We start from the raw sequence: 18,789 nt of genomic DNA, 5'->3' as shown, positions 1-18,789 counted from the left end.
CCCGCGCTTCACGAGACGAACGCACAGCGCTGTGCCCTTGGTCGCAGTTGCCAGAGCAGGCTGGCGCCGATCAGCAAGCCGCAGCCCGCCACCACCAGCGCCAGTTGCAGGTCGCCGCTGAAGTGGCTGCTCAGGGCGGCCAGCAACGGGCCGCTCAACTGGCCCACGGCAAAGCAGGCAGTGAGCAGGCCGGCGTTGCGCTGGGCCGACTGCGGTGCCAGCTCCCGGGAGCGCTGCATCACCAACTGCATGCAGGCCAGGAACGGCGTGCCGCACAGCAACACGCCCAATACCAGCCCCAGGCCACTGCCCAGCAGGCAGGCAAAGACCCCGGCGGCCTGCAGCCACAAGGTCGCCATCAGCCATTGCCGGGTGCTGTGCGGGGTGTGCCGACGCAGGCTGGCCAGGGCCACGCCTACGGCCGCGGCCAGGCCGAAACCGGGCCAGAACAGGTCGGCCTGCCACTGGCCCTGGAAGCGCGCATTGGCCATCTGCGAAAGGAAGGTCGCGGGGATGATGTAGCCCACGCCATACAGGGCGTAGACCAGCCCCAGGCGCGCCACGCTGTGCTCAGTGGCGCAGGCGCTCTGCGTTTCGCCACTGGGGCGCGCCGAGGCCGGGGGCAGGATCGGCAGGATCACCAGCAGCATCAACAAGGCGACCGCGGCATACAGCAGCCACAGGTTGGCCGAGCTTTGCCCCAGAAGATTGGAGCCCAGGGCCAGTAGCCCGGTGAGCATGATGCCCAGCCCCGGGCCGGCGAACACCAGGGCCCCGAGGCGTGGCCGCCCCGCCGCCTGGGCCAGGGGTTGGCTCAGCGCCGTGATCATCACCAGCACCCAGGCGCTGGCCACCCCGGTGCCGAAGCGCAGCAGCAGGTGCGGCCAGAAGCCCTGGGCCCAGAACGAGGCCAGGGTCAGCAGCACGCACAGCCACAAGCCGCCCAGCAGGCGCAGGCGCACCTGGGCCGGACGCCGGGCGAACATGGCGTCCAGGGCTCCGAGGAAATAGCCCAGGTAATTGGCGGCGGCAATCAGCCCGGCGGCGGTCAGGTCGACCTGGCCTTCGCTGATCAGGTGCGGCAGTTGCGGGGTCAGGGCGAAGCGGCCAATGCCCATGGCCATCATCAGGGCAATGAAGCTGGCGAGCAGGCGGAGCAGGGGAGACATGGTCGGCTTTCCATCGATGGGGACAATGACCGTCAGGCTAGGACTGATTGACTTTCTTTAAAAATGAATAATATTGAGTAACTTGTTCAGTTTTGGAGAAAGTCATGGAGTTCAGCCAATTGCGCATCTTCCAGGCCGTGGCCGAGGAAGGCTCCATCACTCGCGCCGCCGAGCGCCTGCACCGAGTGCCGTCGAACCTCTCGACCCGGCTCAAGCAACTGGAGGAGCAACTGGGGGTCGAACTGTTCCTGCGCGAGCGTCAGCGCCTGCAGTTGTCGCCGGCGGGCAAGGTGCTGCTGGATTACGCCGCGCGCCTGTTCGCCTTGCACGACGAGGCCCATGCCGCGGTGCAGGGCGGTCAGCCGGCCGGGGAGTTTGTCCTGGGCACCATGTACAGCACCGCGGCGATTCACTTGCCTGCATTGCTGGCGCGTTATCACCGGGCTTATCCGGCGGTGAACCTGCAGGTGCAGTCCGGGCCCAGCGGCGAGTTGCTCGAAGGCTTGCTCACCGGGCGCCTGGATGCGGCCCTGGTGGACGGGCCGCTGGAGCTGGCAGGCCTGGATGGCGTGCCCCTGTGCGACGAGACCCTGGTACTGATCAGCGAAGCCGACCATCCGCCGGTGCGTACGGCCCGGGACGTGGAGGGCCGTGCGGTGTTCACCTTTCGCCAGGGCTGCTCCTATCGCATGCGTCTGGAATCCTGGTTTGCCCACTACCACGCCGCGATGGGGCGGGCCATGGAGATCGAGTCCTATCAGGGCATGCTGGCCTGTGTGATCGCCGGTTCCGGGGTGGCGCTGATGGCTCAGTCGATGCTCGACAGCCTGCCGGGGCGCGAAAGCGTGGCGGTGCATGCCCTGGCCGAGCCTTTTGCCCGTGCCACTACCTGGCTGATGTGGCGCAAGGGCATGGTCGGGGCCAACCTCAATGCCTGGATCGAGCTGCAACAGGGCGCTGGCGTGCAGCTTGCGCAGCAGGCGCGGGCCCATGCTTGAGCACCCGATGGCCATTGGCTTTAATCCAGTAACAGTTCATTGCCATTGCGCAGCAGCGCGCTGGAAAAGATAGGGCTATTATCTGCTTGAGGCGGCGCAGTATCGCCGCTCGGCACGACCCTGAGGGGGCACTATGAAAGACAAACTGCAAAGCTGGCTGCACGACCTTGGCGTCGCACTGGGCCTGATCGAGCCACCGCTGCAACCGGTGCCGATTCCTACCGACGAAGAGCTGCGGCGCCGTCAACAACGTCGTCGCTGAAGCAGAGGCGAGAGCGGAGTGCAGGCTCCGGCTCTCGCGGATGTTTTCTAGCCGGCAGTCGCTGGGCCACAGGCCTGGGGCAATCGGGTCAATCCTGGTTTTGCCGGGCCTTTTCCAATAACCATTGCACCAGGTCATCCACCCTTTCCAGTTGCCCGAGCGCTCGCTGCTCTTCACGGGGCAAGACACCCAGGTCGAACCTGTCCTCCAGGCGCCACAGCAGCGCCTCGATATCATCCCTGTCCAGCCCCAGTTCAGAGAGACCGCTCTGGTCATCGAAATCCACAGGCTCATCCAGCCAGTGGCGAATGAGCAGGTGCACTGCCGCGCGCGCTTGGGCCCGATTCATCTGCGTTGCTCCCGATACGACAGCAGGTCAGGCGGGACGGGCAGCGTCGGCGCGGGTCTTTTCCAGGATGAACAGGCTCAGCTCGCTGATGCTGCTGATTCGATACAGGTCGCGGTCGGGATCCAGGCGAATGTTGAACTCTCGCTCCAGGCTGTGCAGCAGGGCCTTGAGGTCCAGGGAATAGGTGTCGTGTTCGCGGGCCTGGCAGGGCGGGGTTGGCCACTTCTGGGCCATTTGTGCATCGATGGCATGACGGATGCTTTGCTGGATGGAGAAGCGGTCCATAAACACCTCGGGGCAGGGAGAGGCTCTTATTGTTTTATGACCCCATCCAAGGGTGAAGCGATAGCGTGCACTGAGGCGGCCAGCGATCCTTGTACTGTTTTCCTGCGGGAACAGTCGTCGCTGGATCTGAGTACAGCACAGTTTTTTTTCCGGCGGGGTAACCATTCGTCCATTCATGGTCCTGACGAAAATGGCTGCGGGCTTTGCCCGTCGGTGCCGCGAGGCTTTTGCCAGGCGAAAAAAAACGGGTGCGGCCACCGACGCCGCACCCGTCGAAGAAAAGCTTCAGACCTCCGGCTTCACGTCAGATTGCGTTGGCCAGGGGCGCAGGGCGCCGGGAAGCCAGGCTCACCACCACGAAACTCACCAGGCCCACGGCCAGGCTGTAGTAGATCGGTGTGTTGGCATCCAGGCCGTCCTTGAACATGAAGGCCAGAGCCGTGACGAAGCCCAGGCCCATGCTGGCGATAGCGCCTGCAGTGGTGGCGCGTTTCCAGAAAATGGCGCCGATCAGCGGGATCAGCATGCCGCCCACCAACAGGTTGTAGGCCAGGGTCAGGGCGCTGATCACGTCGTTGACCACCAGGGCAATGCCCAGCACCACGATGCCGGTGAGGAAGGTGAACAGGCGGTTGATCCCCAGGCTCGATTGCTTGCCGCCGCGCAGCCTTGGCAGCAGGTCTTCGGTCAGGGTGGTGGAGGCGGCCAGCAGGCCGGCGCTGGCAGTGGACATCATGGCGGCCAGCGCCGCAGCGATCACCAGGCCACGGATGCCGTCCGGCAGCGAGGCTTTGACGATGGCGGCAAAGGCGTTGTTGACGTTGTCCAGGTCCGGCAGCAGAACATGGGCGGCCATGCCGATCAGGGCGCAGGCCAGGCCGTAGAGGATGCAGTAGAAGCCCGCCAGGGTGCCGGCGTATTGCGCGACTTTCTCGGTCTTGGCGGTGAACACCCGTTGCCAGATGTCCTGGCCGATCAGGATGCCGAAGAAGTAGATCATGAAGTAGGTGATGATGGTGTCCCAGCCGATGGCGGTGAAGCTGAAACTGGACGCTGGCAGCTTGGCCACCAACTCATCCCAGCCGCCTACGCGGTACAGGCAGATCGGCAACAGGATGAACATCAGGCCCACGGTCTTGATCACGAACTGGACGATGTCGGTCAGGGTCAGCGACCACATGCCGCCGATCGCCGAGTACACCACCACCACGCCGCCGCCCAGCAAAACCGAAACCCAGAACGGCAGGCCGAACAGCACTTGCAGAACGGTGCCGATGGCGAGGATCGAAGTCACCCCGATCATCAGCGCGTAGGCCAGCATGATCACTGCGCTGGCCTGGCGGGCCATGGGGTTGTAGCGCTTCTCCAGCACCTGGGTGACGGTGAAGATGCGCAGCTTGAGCAGCGGCTTGGCCAGCAGCAGGTTCAGGGCAATGATCCCCGCCCCCAGGGCGGCGCACAGCCAGAAACCGGAAATGCCGTGGACATAGCCCAGGCGCACGGTGCCGACGGTGGAGGCACCGCCCAGGACCGTGGCGGCCATGGTGCCCATGTACAGGGTCGGGCCCAGGTTGCGGCCGGCCACCAGGTAGTCCTCGTGGGTCTTGGCCTTGCGCATGCCGTAGTAGCCGAGTACGAGCATGCCGGCGGCATAGATGAGTACGACAAATAGATCTAAAGCCATGGTGGCGTGTCTCCGATTATCTTTTTTATGTGAAACAAACGGTTCATGCAGGTGCTGGCTGCTCAGCGAAGGCGGGGTCAAATCTTGTGCAAGACCCAGGGGCTCTATCGCGAGGCCGGCCGCTCCAGGAGGTTATCCGGGCATTAGCGCGCGACTTGCCAGCAGCCCGCTGGTACAGCGGCTGGCCATGCTGGAGTGCGCAGTTTCGAGAGTGGCGATGGCGGTGCTGGCCAGGCCGGAGGGCAGGCGAAACAGGTCGCAAGGCCTGGTGTCGCGCTGGTGCTCGAGGATCTGTCCGATCCTGTTGGTTGCGATGTTGCTAGGGGTTTTTTCTTTGTTGTTATTCATGATCTGCTCCGATCACATTGGCTAAGGGGGTGGCAGCCCTTTCCGGCACAGCGGACAAATGGTTGTGACAGGCCAGCCAGAGGCCTTGTTGTTTTGTGCGAGACCCAATGGTTTCGCGTTCCTGGCTGAAGTCTTGCTCCCCTTGCATGCGCAGCTTCGTGGCTACGTCATGAGTCAATCCGGCGCCGTCCCCTTGTGGGCGGACGACGGCGTTGTCCGGGATGCGTCACCGCACCTCGGAACCATCCTTGGCCCGTCATCGGCCGGCTAATGCCTGGCAGGCATTGCGCAACAGCAGTCGAGGACGGGGTAAAGATGAAGCGGGTAGTACCGCTTTGCGCCGCAAACGGTCTGGCGGCGCGCAGCATGTGCTGAGTCTCAGCGATGGGCGACGCCAGGCAGCACGCAGAGCATTTCGTACAGCAGGTTGGCGCCCAGCAGCGAGGTATTGCCGGTGGTGTCATAAGGCGGCGAAACCTCCACCAGGTCGCAGCCCACCAGGTCCAGGCCCTGGCAGCCACGGACAATCTCGATGGCCTGGATGGTGGTCAGGCCACCGATTTCCGGGGTGCCGGTGCCTGGGGCCCAGGCCGGGTCGATGCCGTCGATGTCGAAGCTCAGGTACACCGGGCCGTTGCCGACTTTCTCGCGGACTTCGGCCATCAAGGGCTCCAGGGATTTGTGCCAGCATTCTTCGGCCTGGACCACGCGAAAGCCCTGCTTGCGGCTCCAGTTGAAGTCTTCGGCGGTGTAGCCCTGGGCGCGCAGGCCGATCTGCACCACGCGGTCGCAGTCCAGCAGGCCTTCTTCCACGGCGCGGCGGAAGGTGGTGCCGTGGGCGATCTTCTCACCGAACATGTGGTCGTTGACATCGGCGTGGGCATCGATGTGCACCAGCCCGACCTTGCCGTGTTTCTTGTGGATGGCCCGCAGGATCGGCAGGGTGATGGTGTGGTCGCCGCCCAGGGTCAGGGGAATCACGTTGTGTTCGAGGATGCCGTCATAGGCTTCTTCGATGATGCGCACCGCGTCCAGCAGGTTGAAGGTGTTGATCGCTACGTCGCCGATGTCGGCCACCGACAGCGAGTCGAACGGGGCAGCGCCGGTGGCCATGTTGTAAGGGCGGATCATGACTGATTCGGCACGGATTTCCCGCGGGCCGAAACGGGTGCCGGCACGCAGCGAGGTGCCGATGTCCAGGGGCACGCCGACGAACGCAGCATCCAGGCCGGCAGCGGATTGCAGATGGGGAAGACGCATCATGGTGGCGATGCCGCCGAAGCGCGGCATTTCGTTGCCGCCCAGTGGTTGGTGGAGAATCTTGTCCACGGGATAGGCCTCATCGTTGTTTTATATTTATGGGGTCGACGGCGCAGCGAATCCTGCCCGAGCAACCGAGTGGGGCCGATTCTGCGAAATGTAGTGCGGGGAAAGAATCGCTACGAACAAATACTTAGTTCAGATTTTTCTAAACTAATGGCCGATGGCGCGCTAGACTCCCGCGCTGCTCCCCAGGCCCTTGGTGGCGAGGGAGCTTGCTCCCGTCCGGTGGTGCAGCCGCCGTTATCCGGGTTGCAGGGTTGGATTGAAAGCGGGCATGGAGGCCATCGGGATTGCTTTGCCGCTCGGCGAGAACCCGCACCCTCGCCGCAGGGACGTTGTCGTTTTGCCTGTTATCGGAGCCTGTCATGGCCAACGCTTTACCTGATCTGAAACTATTGCGCATCTTCGTCAGCGTGGTGCGGCATCAGGGGTTCGCCAACGCCCAGCACGAACTCAATCTTTCCACCTCGGCCATCAGCACCTACATGAGCCAGCTGGAGGCATCCCTGGGCCTGGTGCTCTGCCACCGTGGCCGGGGCGGTTTCAGCCTGACCAGCAAGGGCGAGCTGTTCCACCAGGAAACCCTGCGCCTGCTGGGCGAGCTGGAAGGTTTCGAACAGTACGCCGCAGCCCTCAAGGGCGAGCTTCGCGGGACCTTGAACCTGGGGGTGATCGACTCCACGGTGAGTGATAAGGCCCTGCCGTTCGCCGAGGCCATCGGCGCCTATAGCCAGGAGCATCCGGCGGTGCACCTGCACCTGTCGGTGATGAGCCCTCACGAGTTGCAACTGGGGGTGCAGGACAATCGCCTGGACCTGGCCATCGGTGCCTTTTCCACGCGCATGAGCGGCCTGGTGTACATGCCGCTGTACCGCGAGCAGCATTGGCTGTATTGCAGCAACCGTCACCCGCTGTACAGCGAGCGGCGCATTCCCGAGCAGGTGATCACCCAGCAACGCATGGTCGGCCGCGGCTACTGGAGCCAGGCCGAACTGGCCCGGCACGGCTTCAAGCACAGTGCGGCGACGGTGGAGAGCATGGAGGCGCAGTTGATCCTGGTGCTGTCCGGCGCCTACATCGGCTACCTGCCGGAACATTACGCCCAGGCCTGGGCGGACAAGGGCGACTTGCGGGTGCTGCTGCCGGCAACCTTTGGCTACCAGGCGCCGTTCTCCATGATCATGCGTCGCGGACGCGGTCGAGAGCCGCTGATCCAGACCTTTCGCGACCTGCTCAAGGCGCAGCTCAACCAGTCATAAGGAGGTCCCATGTCTCGAGCACGCTGCGAGCGTTGCCTGCGCCCTGCGGGCCATTGTCTGTGCCCGCTGATTCCCCAGCTACCCAGCCGCACCCGAGTGCTGTTGTTGCAGCATCCCAGTGAGGTCAATCATGCCTTGAACACCGCACGTCTGGCGGCGCTGGGGCTGAACAACGCCGAACTGGTGGTGGGGGAGGTGTTCGAGGAGCTGCCGGCGTTGCTCGACCAGCCCGGATATCGAGCATGCCTGCTGTTCCCGGCGGATGATGCCCGGCCATTGCAGGCCTATGCCGAGACGGATGTACCGCTGCTGCTGGTGGTGCCCGACGGCACCTGGCGCAAGGCGCGCAAGTTGCTGCACCTCAATCCGTTGCTGGCGGCGCTGCCAAGGGTGACCCTGGCGACTGGGGTGGAGTCTCGCTATCGCCTGCGCAAGGCCCCGGGGCCGGGAGCCTTGTCCACTGTGGAAGCGATCGTTCAGGCATTGCAGGTACTTGAAGCTCCTGCTTCGTTCGAGCCGCTGTTGCGGCCTTTCGAGGCCCTGATCGAAGGGCAGATTGCCGCGATGGGCGAAGACACCTACCAGCGCAACCACGCCAAATCCTGACCGCTCCCGACTCTGGAGCCGTAGCCGCAGGCGGCGGTGGCGCGCGGTGGCCCCGTTCTTGCCGGCCTCCCCACAAACCTTCAGGAGCGCCGCAGGGTCTTCTGCCGCAGGATATAGAGACTCACTAGCACTGCGCTGGTCAGCATGAAGCCCCGGGCCCAGGGCGATGGAACCAGGTAGCAGGAGAAGCCGATGCTCAACCACATCAGGCCGATGGCGTAGACCTTGCCCTTGAGCGGAATGCCGTTGCCGTCGAGATAGTCGCGGATCCACGGACCCAGGCGCGGGTGTTGCACCAGCCATTGGTAGAAGCGTGGCGAGCTACGGGCAAAGCAGGCGGCTGCCAGCAGCAGGAAAGGCGTGGTAGGCAATACAGGAAGGAAGATGCCCACTACCCCCAGCGCTACGCTCGACCAGCCGATGGCCAGCAGAACGTAACGCCATAGCAGGGGGCGTTGGCCTATGGGCTTGGCCATAGGCAACGACTCAGTGGTGGCGCGGCTTGAGCAGTGCAGGTTTTTCGTCGGGGGCGTTGCACAGCAGGTACAGCGCGGTCAGCGCTTCCGGGATCTGCACGATCATGTCGTCCATCAGGTTGGCATCGCTGGCGATGTCGGAGAACTCCGGCTGTTCGTCGAACAGGCCGGAACCCACCATGATCGGCAGCAGCATCTCGCTGACTTCTTCCTCGGCGGTTTCGAACCAGGCCGCTTCACGCAGGAACACGCCTTCCATGAAGCCGATGCACCAGCCGCGCAGGTCGGAGTCGTCCGGGTCCTCGCCCAGGTCGAGTTCGCAGGGCAGCTCGAATTCTTCGTCGGAAGCCAGTTGGCGGGCGATGTGCGCCTTGAGGGCCAGCAGGGTCGACTCGATGGCTTCGCGTTCGGCGTCGTCACGGTAGTGCGGCTCTTCGGCGAACAGGGCGTCGATCCATTCACGGTCCGGAACGCTTTCCGAGCAGATGGACAGCGCGGTCAGGTAGCCGTGAGCGGCCACGTAGTCCAGCGCCTCGTCGTGCAGATCATCTGCATCGAGGAAGACTTGCAGGCGGGTTAGTTGCTCAGCGAAGGACATTGACGGCTACCTTGGGGAATAAACGATGCTGAATTCTAGGCTTTCTTGCGCGCTCAAGCCAGCCGCGGTGCCGATTTGAGCGGTTCTAAAGGTTACCAGCGGTCCATTGTCGGTGCCCTCTGCCGGGAAGGGGTCGGGTATACTCGCGCGTTTTGTGATGCCCTGCAGGCTGGCCGTCCGTTCCGGACAAGTCCGCTAACGCAAATGTCGGTGAAGCGTGCCGGTTTTTCGTCCAGTCTGCCCCCAGGGATTTCAGCGATTTTTGGAGTTTTTCATGCTCGAACAGGCTCAACGCGTCCTCAAGGACATCTTCGGCTACGACAGTTTCCGTGGTCGCCAAGGTGCGATCATTGAGCGCGTGGCCAGCGGCGGCGATGCCTTGGTACTGATGCCCACCGGTGGTGGCAAGTCGCTGTGTTTCCAGGTCCCGGCGCTACTTCGCGAAGGGCTGGCGGTGGTGGTTTCGCCGCTGATCGCGCTGATGGACGACCAGGTTGCTACCCTGGAGGAACTCGGTGTCGCGGCGGCAGCCTTGAACTCCACCCTCAGCGCCGAGCAGCAGCGTGACCTGGCCGCGCGCATCCGGCGCGGCGAAGTGAAGATGCTCTACCTGGCCCCCGAGCGCCTGGTCCAGCCGCGCATGCTGGCGTTTCTGCAGAGCTTGGAAATCGCCTTGTTCGCGATTGATGAAGCCCACTGTGTGTCCCAGTGGGGCCACGACTTCCGCCCCGAATACCTGCAATTGGGGCAGTTGGCGGAAATGTTCCCCCAGGTGCCGCGCATTGCCCTGACCGCCACGGCTGACAAGCGCACCCGGGAAGAGATCGTCAATCGCCTGCACCTGCAGGATGCCGAGCGTTTTCTCTCCAGCTTCGACCGGCCGAACATCTTCTATCGCATCGTGCCCAAGGAGCAGCCACGCAAGCAGTTGCAGGCCTTCCTCAACGAGCGGCGCAGCGATGCCGGGATCGTCTATTGCCTGTCGCGCAAAAAGGTCGACGAAGTGGCTGCATTTCTCTGCGAGCAGGGTTTCACCGCGCTGCCCTACCATGCCGGGTTGCCCAATGAGCTGCGGGCCTATCACCAGAAGCGCTTCCTCAATGAAGAAGGCCTGATCATGGTGGCCACCATTGCCTTCGGCATGGGCATCGATAAGCCCAACGTGCGCTTCGTGGCCCACATGGACTTGCCCAAGTCGCTGGAAGCCTACTACCAGGAGACCGGTCGCGCCGGCCGTGACGGCCTGCCGGCAGACGCCTGGATGGCTTACGGGCTGCAGGATGTGCTGATGCTCAAGCAGATGCTGCAGAACTCCGAGGGCGACGAGCGCCACAAGCGTCTTGAGCAGCACAAGCTCGATGCGATGCTGGCCCTGTGCGAGGAAACTCGTTGCCGGCGCCAGACCCTGCTGGCCTATTTCGATGAAGACATGCCGCAACCCTGCGGTCACTGCGACAACTGCGTCGATGGGGTACAGACCTGGGACGCCACCGAGCCGGCACGCCAGGCGCTGTCGGCGATCTATCGCACTGGCCAGCGCTACGGCGTCGGTCACCTGGTGGATGTGCTGCTGGGCAAGGACACGGAAAAGGTCCGCAGTTTCGGCCATCAGCACCTGTCGGTATTTGGTGTCGGCAAGGCCCGCAGCGAAGGCGAATGGCGCTCGCTGTTCCGCCAGCTGGTGGCCCGCGGCCTGGCCGACATCGATCTGGAAGGTTATGGCGGCCTGCGCCTGAGCGACAGCTGCCGCCCGCTGCTCAAGGGCGAAGTGACCCTGGAGTTGCGTCGTGATCTCAAGCCGCAAACCACCCCCAAGAGCAGCACCAGCCAGGCCAGCCAACTGGTACGGGGCGAGGAGCGCGAGCAGTGGGAGGCGCTGCGGGCCCTGCGACGCAAGCTGGCGGAAGAACATGGGGTGCCGCCTTATGTCATTTTCCCCGATTCCACCTTGCTCGAAATGCTCCGCAGCCAGCCCGGCTCCATGGCCGAAATGGCCGAGGTCAGCGGCGTGGGTGCGCGCAAGCTGGAGCGTTATGGCGCAGCCTTCCTCGAAGTCCTCGGCGGCGGTGTCGAGGCGCCGAAAGTGGTTGCCGACCTGCGCCATGAACTGATCACTCTGGCTCGTGCGGGGATGACTCCGGTGCAGATCGCCGGCCAGTTGCAGTGCACGGAAAAGAACGTCTACACCCTGCTCGCCGAAGCCATCGGCAAGCAGCAGCTGTCGCTGGAGCAGGCCCTGGACTTGCCGGAAGACCTGCTGGGAGAGATCCAGGATGCGTTCCTCGATGGCGAGGGCGAGTTGCCGCCAGTGGCCGAGGTTATCCCGGTGTTTGCCGGAAGGGTGCCGGAAGGGGTGCTGTATTGCGTGCGTGCCGCCTTGGAGTCGGAGTTTGAAATGTGAAGGGGTGCGTCAATGTTGTAACGATTCAGTCCCTTACAGGCCTTGCCTCCGGGCAAGGGGCATGCTTAGCTGACTAATAATTAGTTTTTCTTTATTTTCAGTCTGATCATGAGTGTTTTATGCCGTTAACCGATGAACACCGTTTTGGTATGCAGCTGGCGCATATGTCTCGCGGCTGGCGTGCCGAACTGGACCGCCGCCTGGCGGGGCTCGGCCTGTCCCAGGCCCGCTGGCTGGTGCTGTTGCATTTGGCCCGCTTCGAAGAGGCGCCCACTCAGCGCGAGCTGGCGCAAAGCGTCGGCGTAGAAGGGCCGACCCTGGCCCGGCTGCTGGACAGCCTGGAAACCCAGGGCCTGGTTCAGCGCCAGTCGGTGGTGGAAGATCGCCGGGCGAAGAAAATCGTTCTCTGTCCGTCCGCCCGGCCCTTGATCGAACAGATCGAAACCATCGCCACCGCCCTGCGTCATGAGCTGTTCGTTGGCGTTGACGAAGAAGACCTGCGGGTCTGCATTCGCGTTCATGAACGCATCCTGGCCAATCTGGAAAAATCCTGACGCCTTCAACCGGGGTTGCCTGACCCCGGTTTGTCTTGTTCCTCTGCCATTCTGAATTCAAGCCTGCTGCGCCCAGGGGCGTTTTTTGCGTGCCTGTCAAAAGGTCTGGCCCAGATTCAGTGACAGGGCTTTCTGGTTGTCGTCGTTGAAGCCGTAGCTGAAGTTCAGCGGCCCCAGCGGCGTGTCGAAGCCGAGAAAGATGCTCGCCGCGTTGATGTAGCCGCTGTCGAAGGCATTGTCGTTGTTCCACACCCGGCCCCGCTCCAGCGAGCCTCCCAGGTACAGTGGAAAGTCCAGGGGCAGGTAGGAGCGTGGTGTCAGGCGACGGAAGTACACGGCGCGAGCCAGGCTGATGTTCTGCCCGGAGAGGGCGTCCTGACGGAAACCGGACAGTTGTCGAGCTCCACCGAGCAGGAAGCTTGACGTCACCACGTCGGCGTTGTCCAGGGTCCGGCCATAGCGACCGCCCAGGACAAAGGTATTGGGGCCGCTGCTCAGCGCCTTGTCCAGCTTGAACTCCCACTGCCGGTAGCGATTGTCCGAACCCAGGCTCGGTTCGAACTGGCGCAGGCTCAGCTTGATGTCTTCGCCGGAGTGAGGAAAGTAGACGTTGTCCAGCGAGTCGAAGGAGTACTGCAACTGGTAGTAGCCTTCGTTGAAGTTTTCGCTGGGCAGGTTATGGTCGCCGATGCGCACATCGGCCTTGCCCCAGGCCTCGCCGACGCCGAAACGCACTTCGCCGCTGTTGCCGATCTGGCGTCCTAGGTTGAGCCCGAAACCGTAGCGTTCCACGCGATATTCGGCGATCGGGTCGTTGTCCAGCACCGCCTCGACGTTCTGCGCTTCGGCGGCGATGAAGGGCGCAATGAAGTAGCGTGAACCGGCATCCAGTGGCTGGTAGAACTCGCTGTAGAGTTCCTGCTGATCACCGATCTGCACCCGGGTCAGCCATTCTGCACCCAGGCTGTTGATGCCGTTCATGCGGTAGCTGGCGCCGATATTGAACGCGCTGTCGCCACGCATGTCATCGGACAGGTTCAGCCCCAGGCGCAGGTAGTCGGTACCACTGCGCTTGCCCCGGGCGCTGATCACCAGGGTGTTGTCCTGCCCCTTGTGGGCTACGCGATACTGCACCTGTTCGAAGAAATCCAGGCCGTACAGGGTGCCCATGTCGGTTTCCAGGCGGCCCAGGTCCAGGGGCTCGCCGATGCGCTGGCGGATGTAGTAGCGGATCACTTCGTCGCTGACCTTGGAGTCGTTTTCCACCTTGATCGCGCTGATGATCGGCGTGCGCTGGCTGGGCTCGCGCGCAGCGGTCAGTTCGGCATCCAGCGCATGGGCCGGACGCAGACGGGCCAGGCGCGCGTCGAGGATGCGGGTGGCGCGGTAGCCGGCGTCGATCATTTCCTGGGCCCGGCCAAAGTCGGTAACGCCAAAGCTCGACAGCGCTGGCTGGATCAGCACGTCGTCCTTGTGCAGTGCCGCCAGTTGCACCTCCGAGTTGCGCCGGGTCATCAGGGTGATGGACTGGTTGAGCACGTCGACCACGGTATTGAGTTGCTTGCGCGAACGCAGCGGTGTGCCGATGTCCACCACGATGGCGATGTCGACTCCCATGTCCCGCGCCACATCCAGGGGAATGTTATCGGTCATGCCGCCGTCCACCAGCAGACGGCCATCCAGTTCCACCGGTGCGAAGACCGCCGGGATCGACATGCTGGCGCGGATCACCTGGGGCAGGTGGCCCTTGCGAAACACCACTTTCTCGCCGCTGGCGATATCGGTGGCCACGGCCCGGAAGGGGATCGGCAGCTTGTCGAAGTCACGGGTATCGCTGGCGTGGGCCAGCTTGCTTTCCAGCAGCAGTGCCAGGTTCTGTCCCTGGATCACCCCCAGCGGCAGGCCCAGGCTGCCATCGTCGCGGAAGCTGAGCTTCTGCTTGACCAGAAAATCCCGGTCGTCCTGCTTGCGCCGGAACGGCACGTCTTCCCGGGGCGGGGCATCGGACAGGGCCTGTCGCCAGTCGATGTTCAGCGCAAGCTTTTCCAGCTCGTCGATCTTGTAGCCCGAGGCATACAGCCCGCCGATCACTGCGCCCATGCTGGTGCCGGCGATGGCATCGATGCGGATGCCCTGTTCCTCCAGGGCCTTGAGCACCCCGATGTGGGCCAGGCCGCGGGCGGCGCCCCCAGACAGCACCAGGCCGATTTTCGGTCGTGGCACTTCGGCAGATTGAGCGAGCAAGGGCAGCAGGCAGAGGAACAGGCAGGACAGCAGGCGGCGCATTACGGTTCTCGGGGCGGGCGATAAAGCCGGCTATTATAACGACGCCCTTGAATCCAGGAGTCGGCCGTACCATGACTGAACGTAAACCCGAAGTGATCATCACCTATTGCACCCAATGCCAGTGGCTACTGCGGGCGGCGTGGCTGGCCCAGGAGCTCTTGAGCACCTTTAGCGACGACCTGGGCAAGGTGTCCCTGGAGCCGGCAACCGGCGGGGCCTTTCGCATCACCTGCGATGGCGTGCAGATCTGGGAACGCAAGGCCGATGGTGGCTTTCCCGAGGCCAAGGTGCTGAAGCAGCGGGTTCGCGACCAGATCGACCCCGAGCGCGACCTGGGCCACAACGACCGTACTCAGTGAGAGCCGGCTTCAGCCGTGGCTGCCTTGCTGCCCGAACCCGCCGACAGGCGGCTTGAAACCACGATGGCAACGATGATCAAGGCCCCACCGAACAACATGCGCAGGGTCGGGTTTTCGCCGAACAGCAACCAGGCCACGGTAATTCCGTAGACCGGTTCCAGGGCAAACACCACCGCTGCGGTACGCGCCTTGATCACTGCCAGGCTGGCGACAAACAGGCTGTGGGCCAGACCGGTGCAGAAAATTCCCAGCAGGCTGATCCACAGCCAGTCCATGGCCCGCACCTGGCCAAGCTCGGGAGCCGCCACCGGCAACAGGCACAGGGCGACCACCACGTTTTGACAGAGCGCCGCCTGCACCGCGGGGATCCGCCCGGAGCTGGCACGGTTGTTCAGTGACAGCAGCGCAAACAGCAGGCCCGAGCCCACGGCCCAGAGCAGGCCGGTGGTGGCCTGGCTGGCCAGGTCGAAGTCCGGGGTCACCAGCACCAGGCCGATGCTGACCAGCAGCACCAACAGCATTTCGTTGAAGCGGATCCGCTCGCGGAAGATCAGGCCTTCGAGAATCACGGTGAATGCCGGGAAACTGGCAAAGCCCAGGGTTGCGATAGCCACCCCCGCGACCTTCACCGCCACGAAGAAACTCACCCAGTGCCCGGCCAGCAGCAGGCCGCTGAGCAGCAGGCGCCGCCAATCGGTGGCGGCCAGTTTCTGCCAGGGGGTGTTGCTCGCCAGGCGGGCGAAGACGCCCAGGGCGAGCACGGCAAAGGCTGCACGGCCGAAGACGATGACCGCGGGCGAAGCGGCGGCGAGCTTACCGAATACACCGGTCAGGCCGAACATCAGGGCACCGATATGCAAGGCGCCAAGGGCGGTACGCGGAGTCATTTTTATCCTTAACCACAAGACGGGCAGTAATGGCCTTAGGCGGCAATGGGCTCAGTCTACGGGCGGGGCGGCCTGTTGGTCTGTCGCGATCCTGGCGTTTTTTGTCGAGGGACTAGCGTCTGCCCCTTGGCGCAGTTGGCGCGGCGAGTGGCCGTACTGCCGCAGTATCGCCGCGGCAAAGGCACTCTGGGAGCTGTAACCCACGCGGCTGGCGATTTCGCCCATGGGCAAGGTCGATCCGCGCAACAGTTCCAGGGCCATGTGCAAGCGCCGGCGTCGCACGTATTCCATGGGGCTGGCCCCGCACTCGGCGATGAACCGTGCATGCAGGCGGGCAGCGGACAGCCCGGCGATACGGGCCAGGTCGGCCACCTGCAAGGGGTGGGCGGCGTGATGATCGATATGGGCATTCAGGGCGGCATAGGGCAGGCGGCGCTCGCGGGGCTGGCTGTCGGCGCGATGATTGAGGCTGGCCAGCAGCAAGACCGCGCCTTGCTGGGCAATCAAGGGGTCGTCCACCGGGCTGTCCGCCAGCCAGTTGACCAGGCGGCTCTGGCTCGGCCCCAGGACCTGGTGTCGGGGCGCATCGAGCAAACGCCGACTGGCCTCGGCATGTTCCCCCAACGATTGCTGCACCCAGTGTTCGCCGGGTATGTCCAGCACCAGGCAATGGCTGCCGCTGGGGCTGCCGCAGACATGCCGGGCGCCGGCCGGCACCACCACGAAGCTCTGCTGCTGCACCCGGCTGCCCTGGCCTTCGACTTCGAAATCGAGCTGGCCACGCAGGCCGAACACCAGTTGCGCATGTTCATGGCTGTGGGCGATCAGGTCATGGGTGTAGTGGCGCAGGGTGAGGATAGATCCCATCACGGTCTCCTTGGCAGGCGGCCAGTCTACACCGGCGGTCGGGCGTTTCGCGCTGTCATCGCACTGCCGCATTTGTGTCATGGGCTATTAATCGCTGGGGCGCAAGCTCGCAAAAAATCCAGGAGAGCGTCCATGACCCATGCCGAACTCGCCAAGCCCAGCCGCAAGCAACGGGTGCGGACCCTGTGGATTTCAGATGTGCACCTGGGCACCCGGGATTGCCAGGCCGAACACCTGGCACGCTTTCTCAAGGCCTATCACGCCGATCGCATCTATCTGGTGGGCGACATCATCGATGGTTGGAAGCTGCGCGGCGGCATGTACTGGCCCCAGGCCCATACCAACGTGATCCGGCGCCTGCTGACCATGAGCAAGCGTGGTACCGAGGTGATCTACGTCACCGGCAACCACGACGAATTCCTGCGGCGCTACTCCAGGCTGATTCTCGGCAATATCCAACTGGTGGACGAGGCGGTGCATGTCACTGCGGACGGGCGTCATCTGCTGGTGATCCACGGCGATCAGTTCGATGTGATTACCCGCTATCACCGCTGGCTGGCCTTTCTCGGCGACTCGGCCTACGAATTCACTCTGACCCTCAACCGCTGGCTCAACCACTGGCGGGCGCGTTATGGCTATGGCTACTGGTCGCTGTCGGCCTACCTCAAGCACAAGGTCAAGACGGCGGTGAGCTTCATCAGCGATTTCGAGGAAGCCATTGCCCACGAATGCGTCAAGCGCGAGTTGCACGGGGTGGTCTGTGGCCATATTCACCATGCCGAGATCCGCAAGGTGGGCGAGGTGGATTACCTCAATTGCGGTGACTGGGTGGAGTCCTGCACGGCCCTGATCGAGCACTGGGACGGCAGCATCGAACTCTATCGCCTGGCCGAGGCCCAGGCCCGTGAGGCCCAGCTCAAGGCTGAGCGGATGAAAGTCGCGGAGCCGGCCTGAGCCCGGGGCCGAACACGGTTTTTCAGGCCGGGCTGGCCTGCTCCATGGCCGCCTTGTACAGCGACTGCCGGGGCTGGGCGAACAGCCGTTGCAGCATGGGCTTGAAGAAGCTCAGGGGCAGGCTCTCGTAGGCCGGATCGAAGGCGGCGGCGTCGTACTTGGCGCAGAACTCGGCGGTGTACTGGTACAGCGGGTGGTCACTGAACTGCTCGCGCAGGTGGCGATCCATGCCCAGGTGATGAAAGAAGTAGTAACCCTGGAAGATCCCGTGCTTCTCCACCATCCACAGGTTTTCCGGGCTGACAAAGGGCTTGAGAATGGCGGCGGCGATATCCGGATGGTTATAGGAACCCAGGGTATCGCCAATGTCGTGGAGCAGGGCGCAGACCACGTATTCCTCGTCGCGCCCGTCATGCCAGGCGCGGCTGGCGGTCTGCAGCGAATGGGTCAGGCGGTCCACCGGGAAGCCGCCGAAGTCGCCTTCCAGCAATTGCAGGTGGGCCAGGATGCGTGTCGGCAACTGCTTGGCGTAGGCACTGAAATCCGCGGCGATGATCGCCCAGTCCTCCTGGGTACCGTCCTGCATATGGGTAAAGCGCGCATGGGTGTTCATCGGCCATCCTCTTGTTGTCATGGGGCGGGTCTGCAAGGCCTGGCCCTGTGGGGAGCCGCTGGCGGCCCTGAGGTCTAGAAGGGCACCTTGCCGAGGATCATGTCGCGGTACATGACGAAGTCCCCCAGCAGGCTGTACAGCGGATGCTGGAAGGTGGCCGGGCGGTTTTTCTCGAAGAAGAAATGCCCGACCCAGGCGAAGCCATAGCCGGCTATCGGCAACACCAGCAGCAGCCACCAGGCGCCTTTGCCGATGGCCAGGGCGAGGATGAAGATCACCAGGCTGGTGCCGATGAAGTGCAGGCGTCGGCAGGTGCTGTCGCTGTGCTCGCTCAGGTAGTAGGGGTAGAACTCGGCGAAGCTGTTGAACTGTCGGATGTTTTCCATGGCCGCGATCTCTGTGTCTGTTGTTCTGTCGGCGGATGTTCGGCGGGGAGCTTATTTGAGTCTAGAGTCCTTGGCGGCGCAGGCCAGTGACAATAGGCGCCACTTTAGTATCCTTGGGAAATTGG

21 protein-coding genes and 1 pseudogene are annotated in these 18,789 nt (G+C 63.5%); 8 read left to right on the top strand and 14 right to left on the bottom strand.

The window, feature by feature from the left end:
- Positions 1-8: 8 nt before the first annotated feature.
- The gene (locus M2395_RS13425; RefSeq protein WP_077933572.1) at positions 9-1,169 is read right to left on the bottom strand and encodes a YbfB/YjiJ family MFS transporter; all 1,161 of its coding nucleotides are present in this window, start codon (positions 1,167-1,169) and stop codon (positions 9-11) included.
- Between the two features lie 104 nt (positions 1,170-1,273).
- On the opposite strand from M2395_RS13425, the gene M2395_RS13420 reads away from it, so the two are divergent.
- A complete protein-coding gene (locus M2395_RS13420) occupies positions 1,274-2,167 on the top strand; it encodes a putrescine utilization regulator PtrR (protein WP_011059907.1) in 894 nt (297 codons plus the stop codon).
- Between the two features lie 133 nt (positions 2,168-2,300).
- On the top strand, positions 2,301-2,429 hold the full coding sequence (locus M2395_RS13415) for a PA1414 family protein (RefSeq protein WP_011059908.1): 129 nt from the start codon (positions 2,301-2,303) through the stop codon (positions 2,427-2,429).
- A gap of 88 nt (positions 2,430-2,517) precedes the next feature.
- On the opposite strand, the gene M2395_RS13410 is transcribed toward M2395_RS13415, so the two are convergent.
- The 6 genes and pseudogenes from M2395_RS13410 to speB all read right to left on the bottom strand — a co-directional run bounded on the left by M2395_RS13410 (position 2,518) and on the right by speB (position 6,424).
- Positions 2,518-2,778 carry a hypothetical protein gene (locus M2395_RS13410; protein WP_011059909.1) on the bottom strand — a complete coding sequence of 87 codons (261 nt, stop codon included), beginning with the start codon at positions 2,776-2,778 and terminating at the stop codon, positions 2,518-2,520.
- Positions 2,779-2,805: 27 nt separating this feature from the next.
- The gene (locus tag M2395_RS13405; RefSeq protein WP_019093736.1) at positions 2,806-3,063 is read right to left on the bottom strand and encodes a phosphopantetheine-binding protein; all 258 of its coding nucleotides are present in this window, start codon (positions 3,061-3,063) and stop codon (positions 2,806-2,808) included.
- A gap of 304 nt (positions 3,064-3,367) precedes the next feature.
- Positions 3,368-4,747 (bottom strand): sodium:solute symporter, encoded by a 1,380-nt coding sequence (locus M2395_RS13400; RefSeq protein ID WP_011059911.1) that lies wholly within the window; start codon positions 4,745-4,747, stop codon positions 3,368-3,370.
- A 132-nt stretch (positions 4,748-4,879) separates the two neighbouring features.
- Entirely contained in the window at positions 4,880-5,095 is a 216-nt protein-coding gene (locus tag M2395_RS13395; protein ID WP_041116610.1) for a hypothetical protein, read from the bottom strand.
- Positions 5,088-5,309 (bottom strand): annotated as a pseudogene (locus M2395_RS13390) (hypothetical protein); the annotation flags it as partial. The gene M2395_RS13395 and the pseudogene M2395_RS13390, both read right to left, overlap by 8 nt.
- A 164-nt stretch (positions 5,310-5,473) precedes the next feature.
- The gene (gene speB, locus M2395_RS13385; protein ID WP_011059912.1) at positions 5,474-6,424 is read right to left on the bottom strand and encodes an agmatinase; all 951 of its coding nucleotides are present in this window, start codon (positions 6,422-6,424) and stop codon (positions 5,474-5,476) included.
- 359 nt (positions 6,425-6,783) lie between these two features.
- Here speB and M2395_RS13380 point away from each other — a divergent pair, with 359 nt between their 5' ends.
- Positions 6,784-7,677, top strand: a complete 894-nt coding sequence (locus tag M2395_RS13380; RefSeq protein WP_011059913.1) for a LysR family transcriptional regulator — start codon at positions 6,784-6,786, stop codon at positions 7,675-7,677.
- Between the two features lie 9 nt (positions 7,678-7,686).
- A complete protein-coding gene (locus tag M2395_RS13375; protein WP_011059914.1) occupies positions 7,687-8,283 on the top strand; it encodes a tRNA-uridine aminocarboxypropyltransferase in 597 nt (198 codons plus the stop codon).
- An 80-nt stretch (positions 8,284-8,363) separates the two neighbouring features.
- Here M2395_RS13375 and M2395_RS13370 read toward each other — a convergent pair whose 3' ends face one another.
- Positions 8,364-8,759, bottom strand: a complete 396-nt coding sequence (locus M2395_RS13370; RefSeq protein ID WP_011059915.1) for a YbaN family protein — start codon at positions 8,757-8,759, stop codon at positions 8,364-8,366.
- A 10-nt stretch (positions 8,760-8,769) separates the two neighbouring features.
- Positions 8,770-9,357 carry a YecA family protein gene (locus M2395_RS13365; protein WP_011059916.1) on the bottom strand — a complete coding sequence of 196 codons (588 nt, stop codon included), beginning with the start codon at positions 9,355-9,357 and terminating at the stop codon, positions 8,770-8,772.
- A 274-nt stretch (positions 9,358-9,631) separates the two neighbouring features.
- Here M2395_RS13365 and recQ point away from each other — a divergent pair, with 274 nt between their 5' ends.
- Positions 9,632-11,758, top strand: coding sequence for a DNA helicase RecQ (gene recQ / locus M2395_RS13360; protein WP_011059917.1), 2,127 nt, complete (start codon positions 9,632-9,634; stop codon positions 11,756-11,758).
- A 119-nt stretch (positions 11,759-11,877) separates the two neighbouring features.
- Entirely contained in the window at positions 11,878-12,312 is a 435-nt protein-coding gene (locus M2395_RS13355) for a MarR family transcriptional regulator (RefSeq protein ID WP_011059918.1), read from the top strand.
- 96 nt (positions 12,313-12,408) lie between these two features.
- Here M2395_RS13355 and M2395_RS13350 read toward each other — a convergent pair whose 3' ends face one another.
- On the bottom strand, positions 12,409-14,598 hold the full coding sequence (locus M2395_RS13350; RefSeq protein ID WP_077933575.1) for a patatin-like phospholipase family protein: 2,190 nt from the start codon (positions 14,596-14,598) through the stop codon (positions 12,409-12,411).
- 71 nt (positions 14,599-14,669) lie between these two features.
- Here M2395_RS13350 and M2395_RS13345 point away from each other — a divergent pair, with 71 nt between their 5' ends.
- A complete protein-coding gene (locus tag M2395_RS13345) occupies positions 14,670-14,957 on the top strand; it encodes a SelT/SelW/SelH family protein (RefSeq protein ID WP_011059920.1) in 288 nt (95 codons plus the stop codon).
- Here M2395_RS13345 and M2395_RS13340 read toward each other — a convergent pair.
- Positions 14,951-15,844, bottom strand: a complete 894-nt coding sequence (locus tag M2395_RS13340) for a DMT family transporter (RefSeq protein WP_015634597.1) — start codon at positions 15,842-15,844, stop codon at positions 14,951-14,953. The two genes, M2395_RS13345 and M2395_RS13340, sit on opposite strands and share 7 nt — an antisense overlap.
- 51 nt (positions 15,845-15,895) lie before the next feature.
- Entirely contained in the window at positions 15,896-16,711 is an 816-nt protein-coding gene (locus M2395_RS13335) for an AraC family transcriptional regulator (protein ID WP_077933576.1), read from the bottom strand.
- A 132-nt stretch (positions 16,712-16,843) separates the two neighbouring features.
- Here M2395_RS13335 and M2395_RS13330 point away from each other — a divergent pair, with 132 nt between their 5' ends.
- Positions 16,844-17,665: a UDP-2,3-diacylglucosamine diphosphatase gene (locus M2395_RS13330; protein ID WP_011059923.1), complete on the top strand. Its 822-nt coding sequence runs from the start codon at positions 16,844-16,846 to the stop codon at positions 17,663-17,665.
- A gap of 22 nt (positions 17,666-17,687) precedes the next feature.
- On the opposite strand, the gene M2395_RS13325 is transcribed toward M2395_RS13330, so the two are convergent.
- Together M2395_RS13325 and M2395_RS13320 are read right to left on the bottom strand one after the other, a co-directional pair.
- The gene (locus tag M2395_RS13325) at positions 17,688-18,278 is read right to left on the bottom strand and encodes an HD domain-containing protein (protein WP_011059924.1); all 591 of its coding nucleotides are present in this window, start codon (positions 18,276-18,278) and stop codon (positions 17,688-17,690) included.
- Positions 18,279-18,352: 74 nt separating this feature from the next.
- A complete protein-coding gene (locus M2395_RS13320) occupies positions 18,353-18,664 on the bottom strand; it encodes a DUF962 domain-containing protein (RefSeq protein WP_011059925.1) in 312 nt (103 codons plus the stop codon).
- Between the last annotated feature and the right edge of the window lie 125 nt (positions 18,665-18,789).

The organism is Pseudomonas sp. BIGb0176 (genome assembly GCF_024810175.1).
Lineage (GTDB): Bacteria > Pseudomonadota > Gammaproteobacteria > Pseudomonadales > Pseudomonadaceae > Aquipseudomonas > Aquipseudomonas protegens.
The sequence above is the reverse complement of the archived record's forward strand: the minus strand, read 5'-3'. Positions and strand labels throughout refer to the sequence as shown.

What these genes read in the sequence shown, in the direction of transcription:
- M2395_RS13420 (WP_011059907.1), top strand. Translation starts at nt 1,274, where the DNA reads ATGGAGTTCAGCCAATTGCGCATCTTCCAGGCCGTGGCCGAGGAAGGC.
- M2395_RS13330 (WP_011059923.1), top strand. Translation starts at nt 16,844, where the DNA reads ATGACCCATGCCGAACTCGCCAAGCCCAGCCGCAAGCAACGGGTGCGG.
- M2395_RS13375 (WP_011059914.1), top strand. Translation starts at nt 7,687, where the DNA reads ATGTCTCGAGCACGCTGCGAGCGTTGCCTGCGCCCTGCGGGCCATTGT.
- M2395_RS13335 (WP_077933576.1), bottom strand. Translation starts at nt 16,711, where the DNA reads ATGGGATCTATCCTCACCCTGCGCCACTACACCCATGACCTGATCGCC.
- M2395_RS13340 (WP_015634597.1), bottom strand. Translation starts at nt 15,844, where the DNA reads ATGACTCCGCGTACCGCCCTTGGCGCCTTGCATATCGGTGCCCTGATG.
- M2395_RS13350 (WP_077933575.1), bottom strand. Translation starts at nt 14,598, where the DNA reads ATGCGCCGCCTGCTGTCCTGCCTGTTCCTCTGCCTGCTGCCCTTGCTC.
- recQ (WP_011059917.1), top strand. Translation starts at nt 9,632, where the DNA reads ATGCTCGAACAGGCTCAACGCGTCCTCAAGGACATCTTCGGCTACGAC.
- M2395_RS13405 (WP_019093736.1), bottom strand. Translation starts at nt 3,063, where the DNA reads ATGGACCGCTTCTCCATCCAGCAAAGCATCCGTCATGCCATCGATGCA.
- M2395_RS13410 (WP_011059909.1), bottom strand. Translation starts at nt 2,778, where the DNA reads ATGAATCGGGCCCAAGCGCGCGCGGCAGTGCACCTGCTCATTCGCCAC.
- M2395_RS13400 (WP_011059911.1), bottom strand. Translation starts at nt 4,747, where the DNA reads ATGGCTTTAGATCTATTTGTCGTACTCATCTATGCCGCCGGCATGCTC.
- M2395_RS13325 (WP_011059924.1), bottom strand. Translation starts at nt 18,278, where the DNA reads ATGAACACCCATGCGCGCTTTACCCATATGCAGGACGGTACCCAGGAG.
- M2395_RS13395 (WP_041116610.1), bottom strand. Translation starts at nt 5,095, where the DNA reads ATGAATAACAACAAAGAAAAAACCCCTAGCAACATCGCAACCAACAGG.
- M2395_RS13320 (WP_011059925.1), bottom strand. Translation starts at nt 18,664, where the DNA reads ATGGAAAACATCCGACAGTTCAACAGCTTCGCCGAGTTCTACCCCTAC.
- M2395_RS13415 (WP_011059908.1), top strand. Translation starts at nt 2,301, where the DNA reads ATGAAAGACAAACTGCAAAGCTGGCTGCACGACCTTGGCGTCGCACTG.
- M2395_RS13425 (WP_077933572.1), bottom strand. Translation starts at nt 1,169, where the DNA reads ATGTCTCCCCTGCTCCGCCTGCTCGCCAGCTTCATTGCCCTGATGATG.
- M2395_RS13370 (WP_011059915.1), bottom strand. Translation starts at nt 8,759, where the DNA reads ATGGCCAAGCCCATAGGCCAACGCCCCCTGCTATGGCGTTACGTTCTG.
- M2395_RS13345 (WP_011059920.1), top strand. Translation starts at nt 14,670, where the DNA reads ATGACTGAACGTAAACCCGAAGTGATCATCACCTATTGCACCCAATGC.
- M2395_RS13355 (WP_011059918.1), top strand. Translation starts at nt 11,878, where the DNA reads ATGCCGTTAACCGATGAACACCGTTTTGGTATGCAGCTGGCGCATATG.
- M2395_RS13365 (WP_011059916.1), bottom strand. Translation starts at nt 9,357, where the DNA reads ATGTCCTTCGCTGAGCAACTAACCCGCCTGCAAGTCTTCCTCGATGCA.
- M2395_RS13380 (WP_011059913.1), top strand. Translation starts at nt 6,784, where the DNA reads ATGGCCAACGCTTTACCTGATCTGAAACTATTGCGCATCTTCGTCAGC.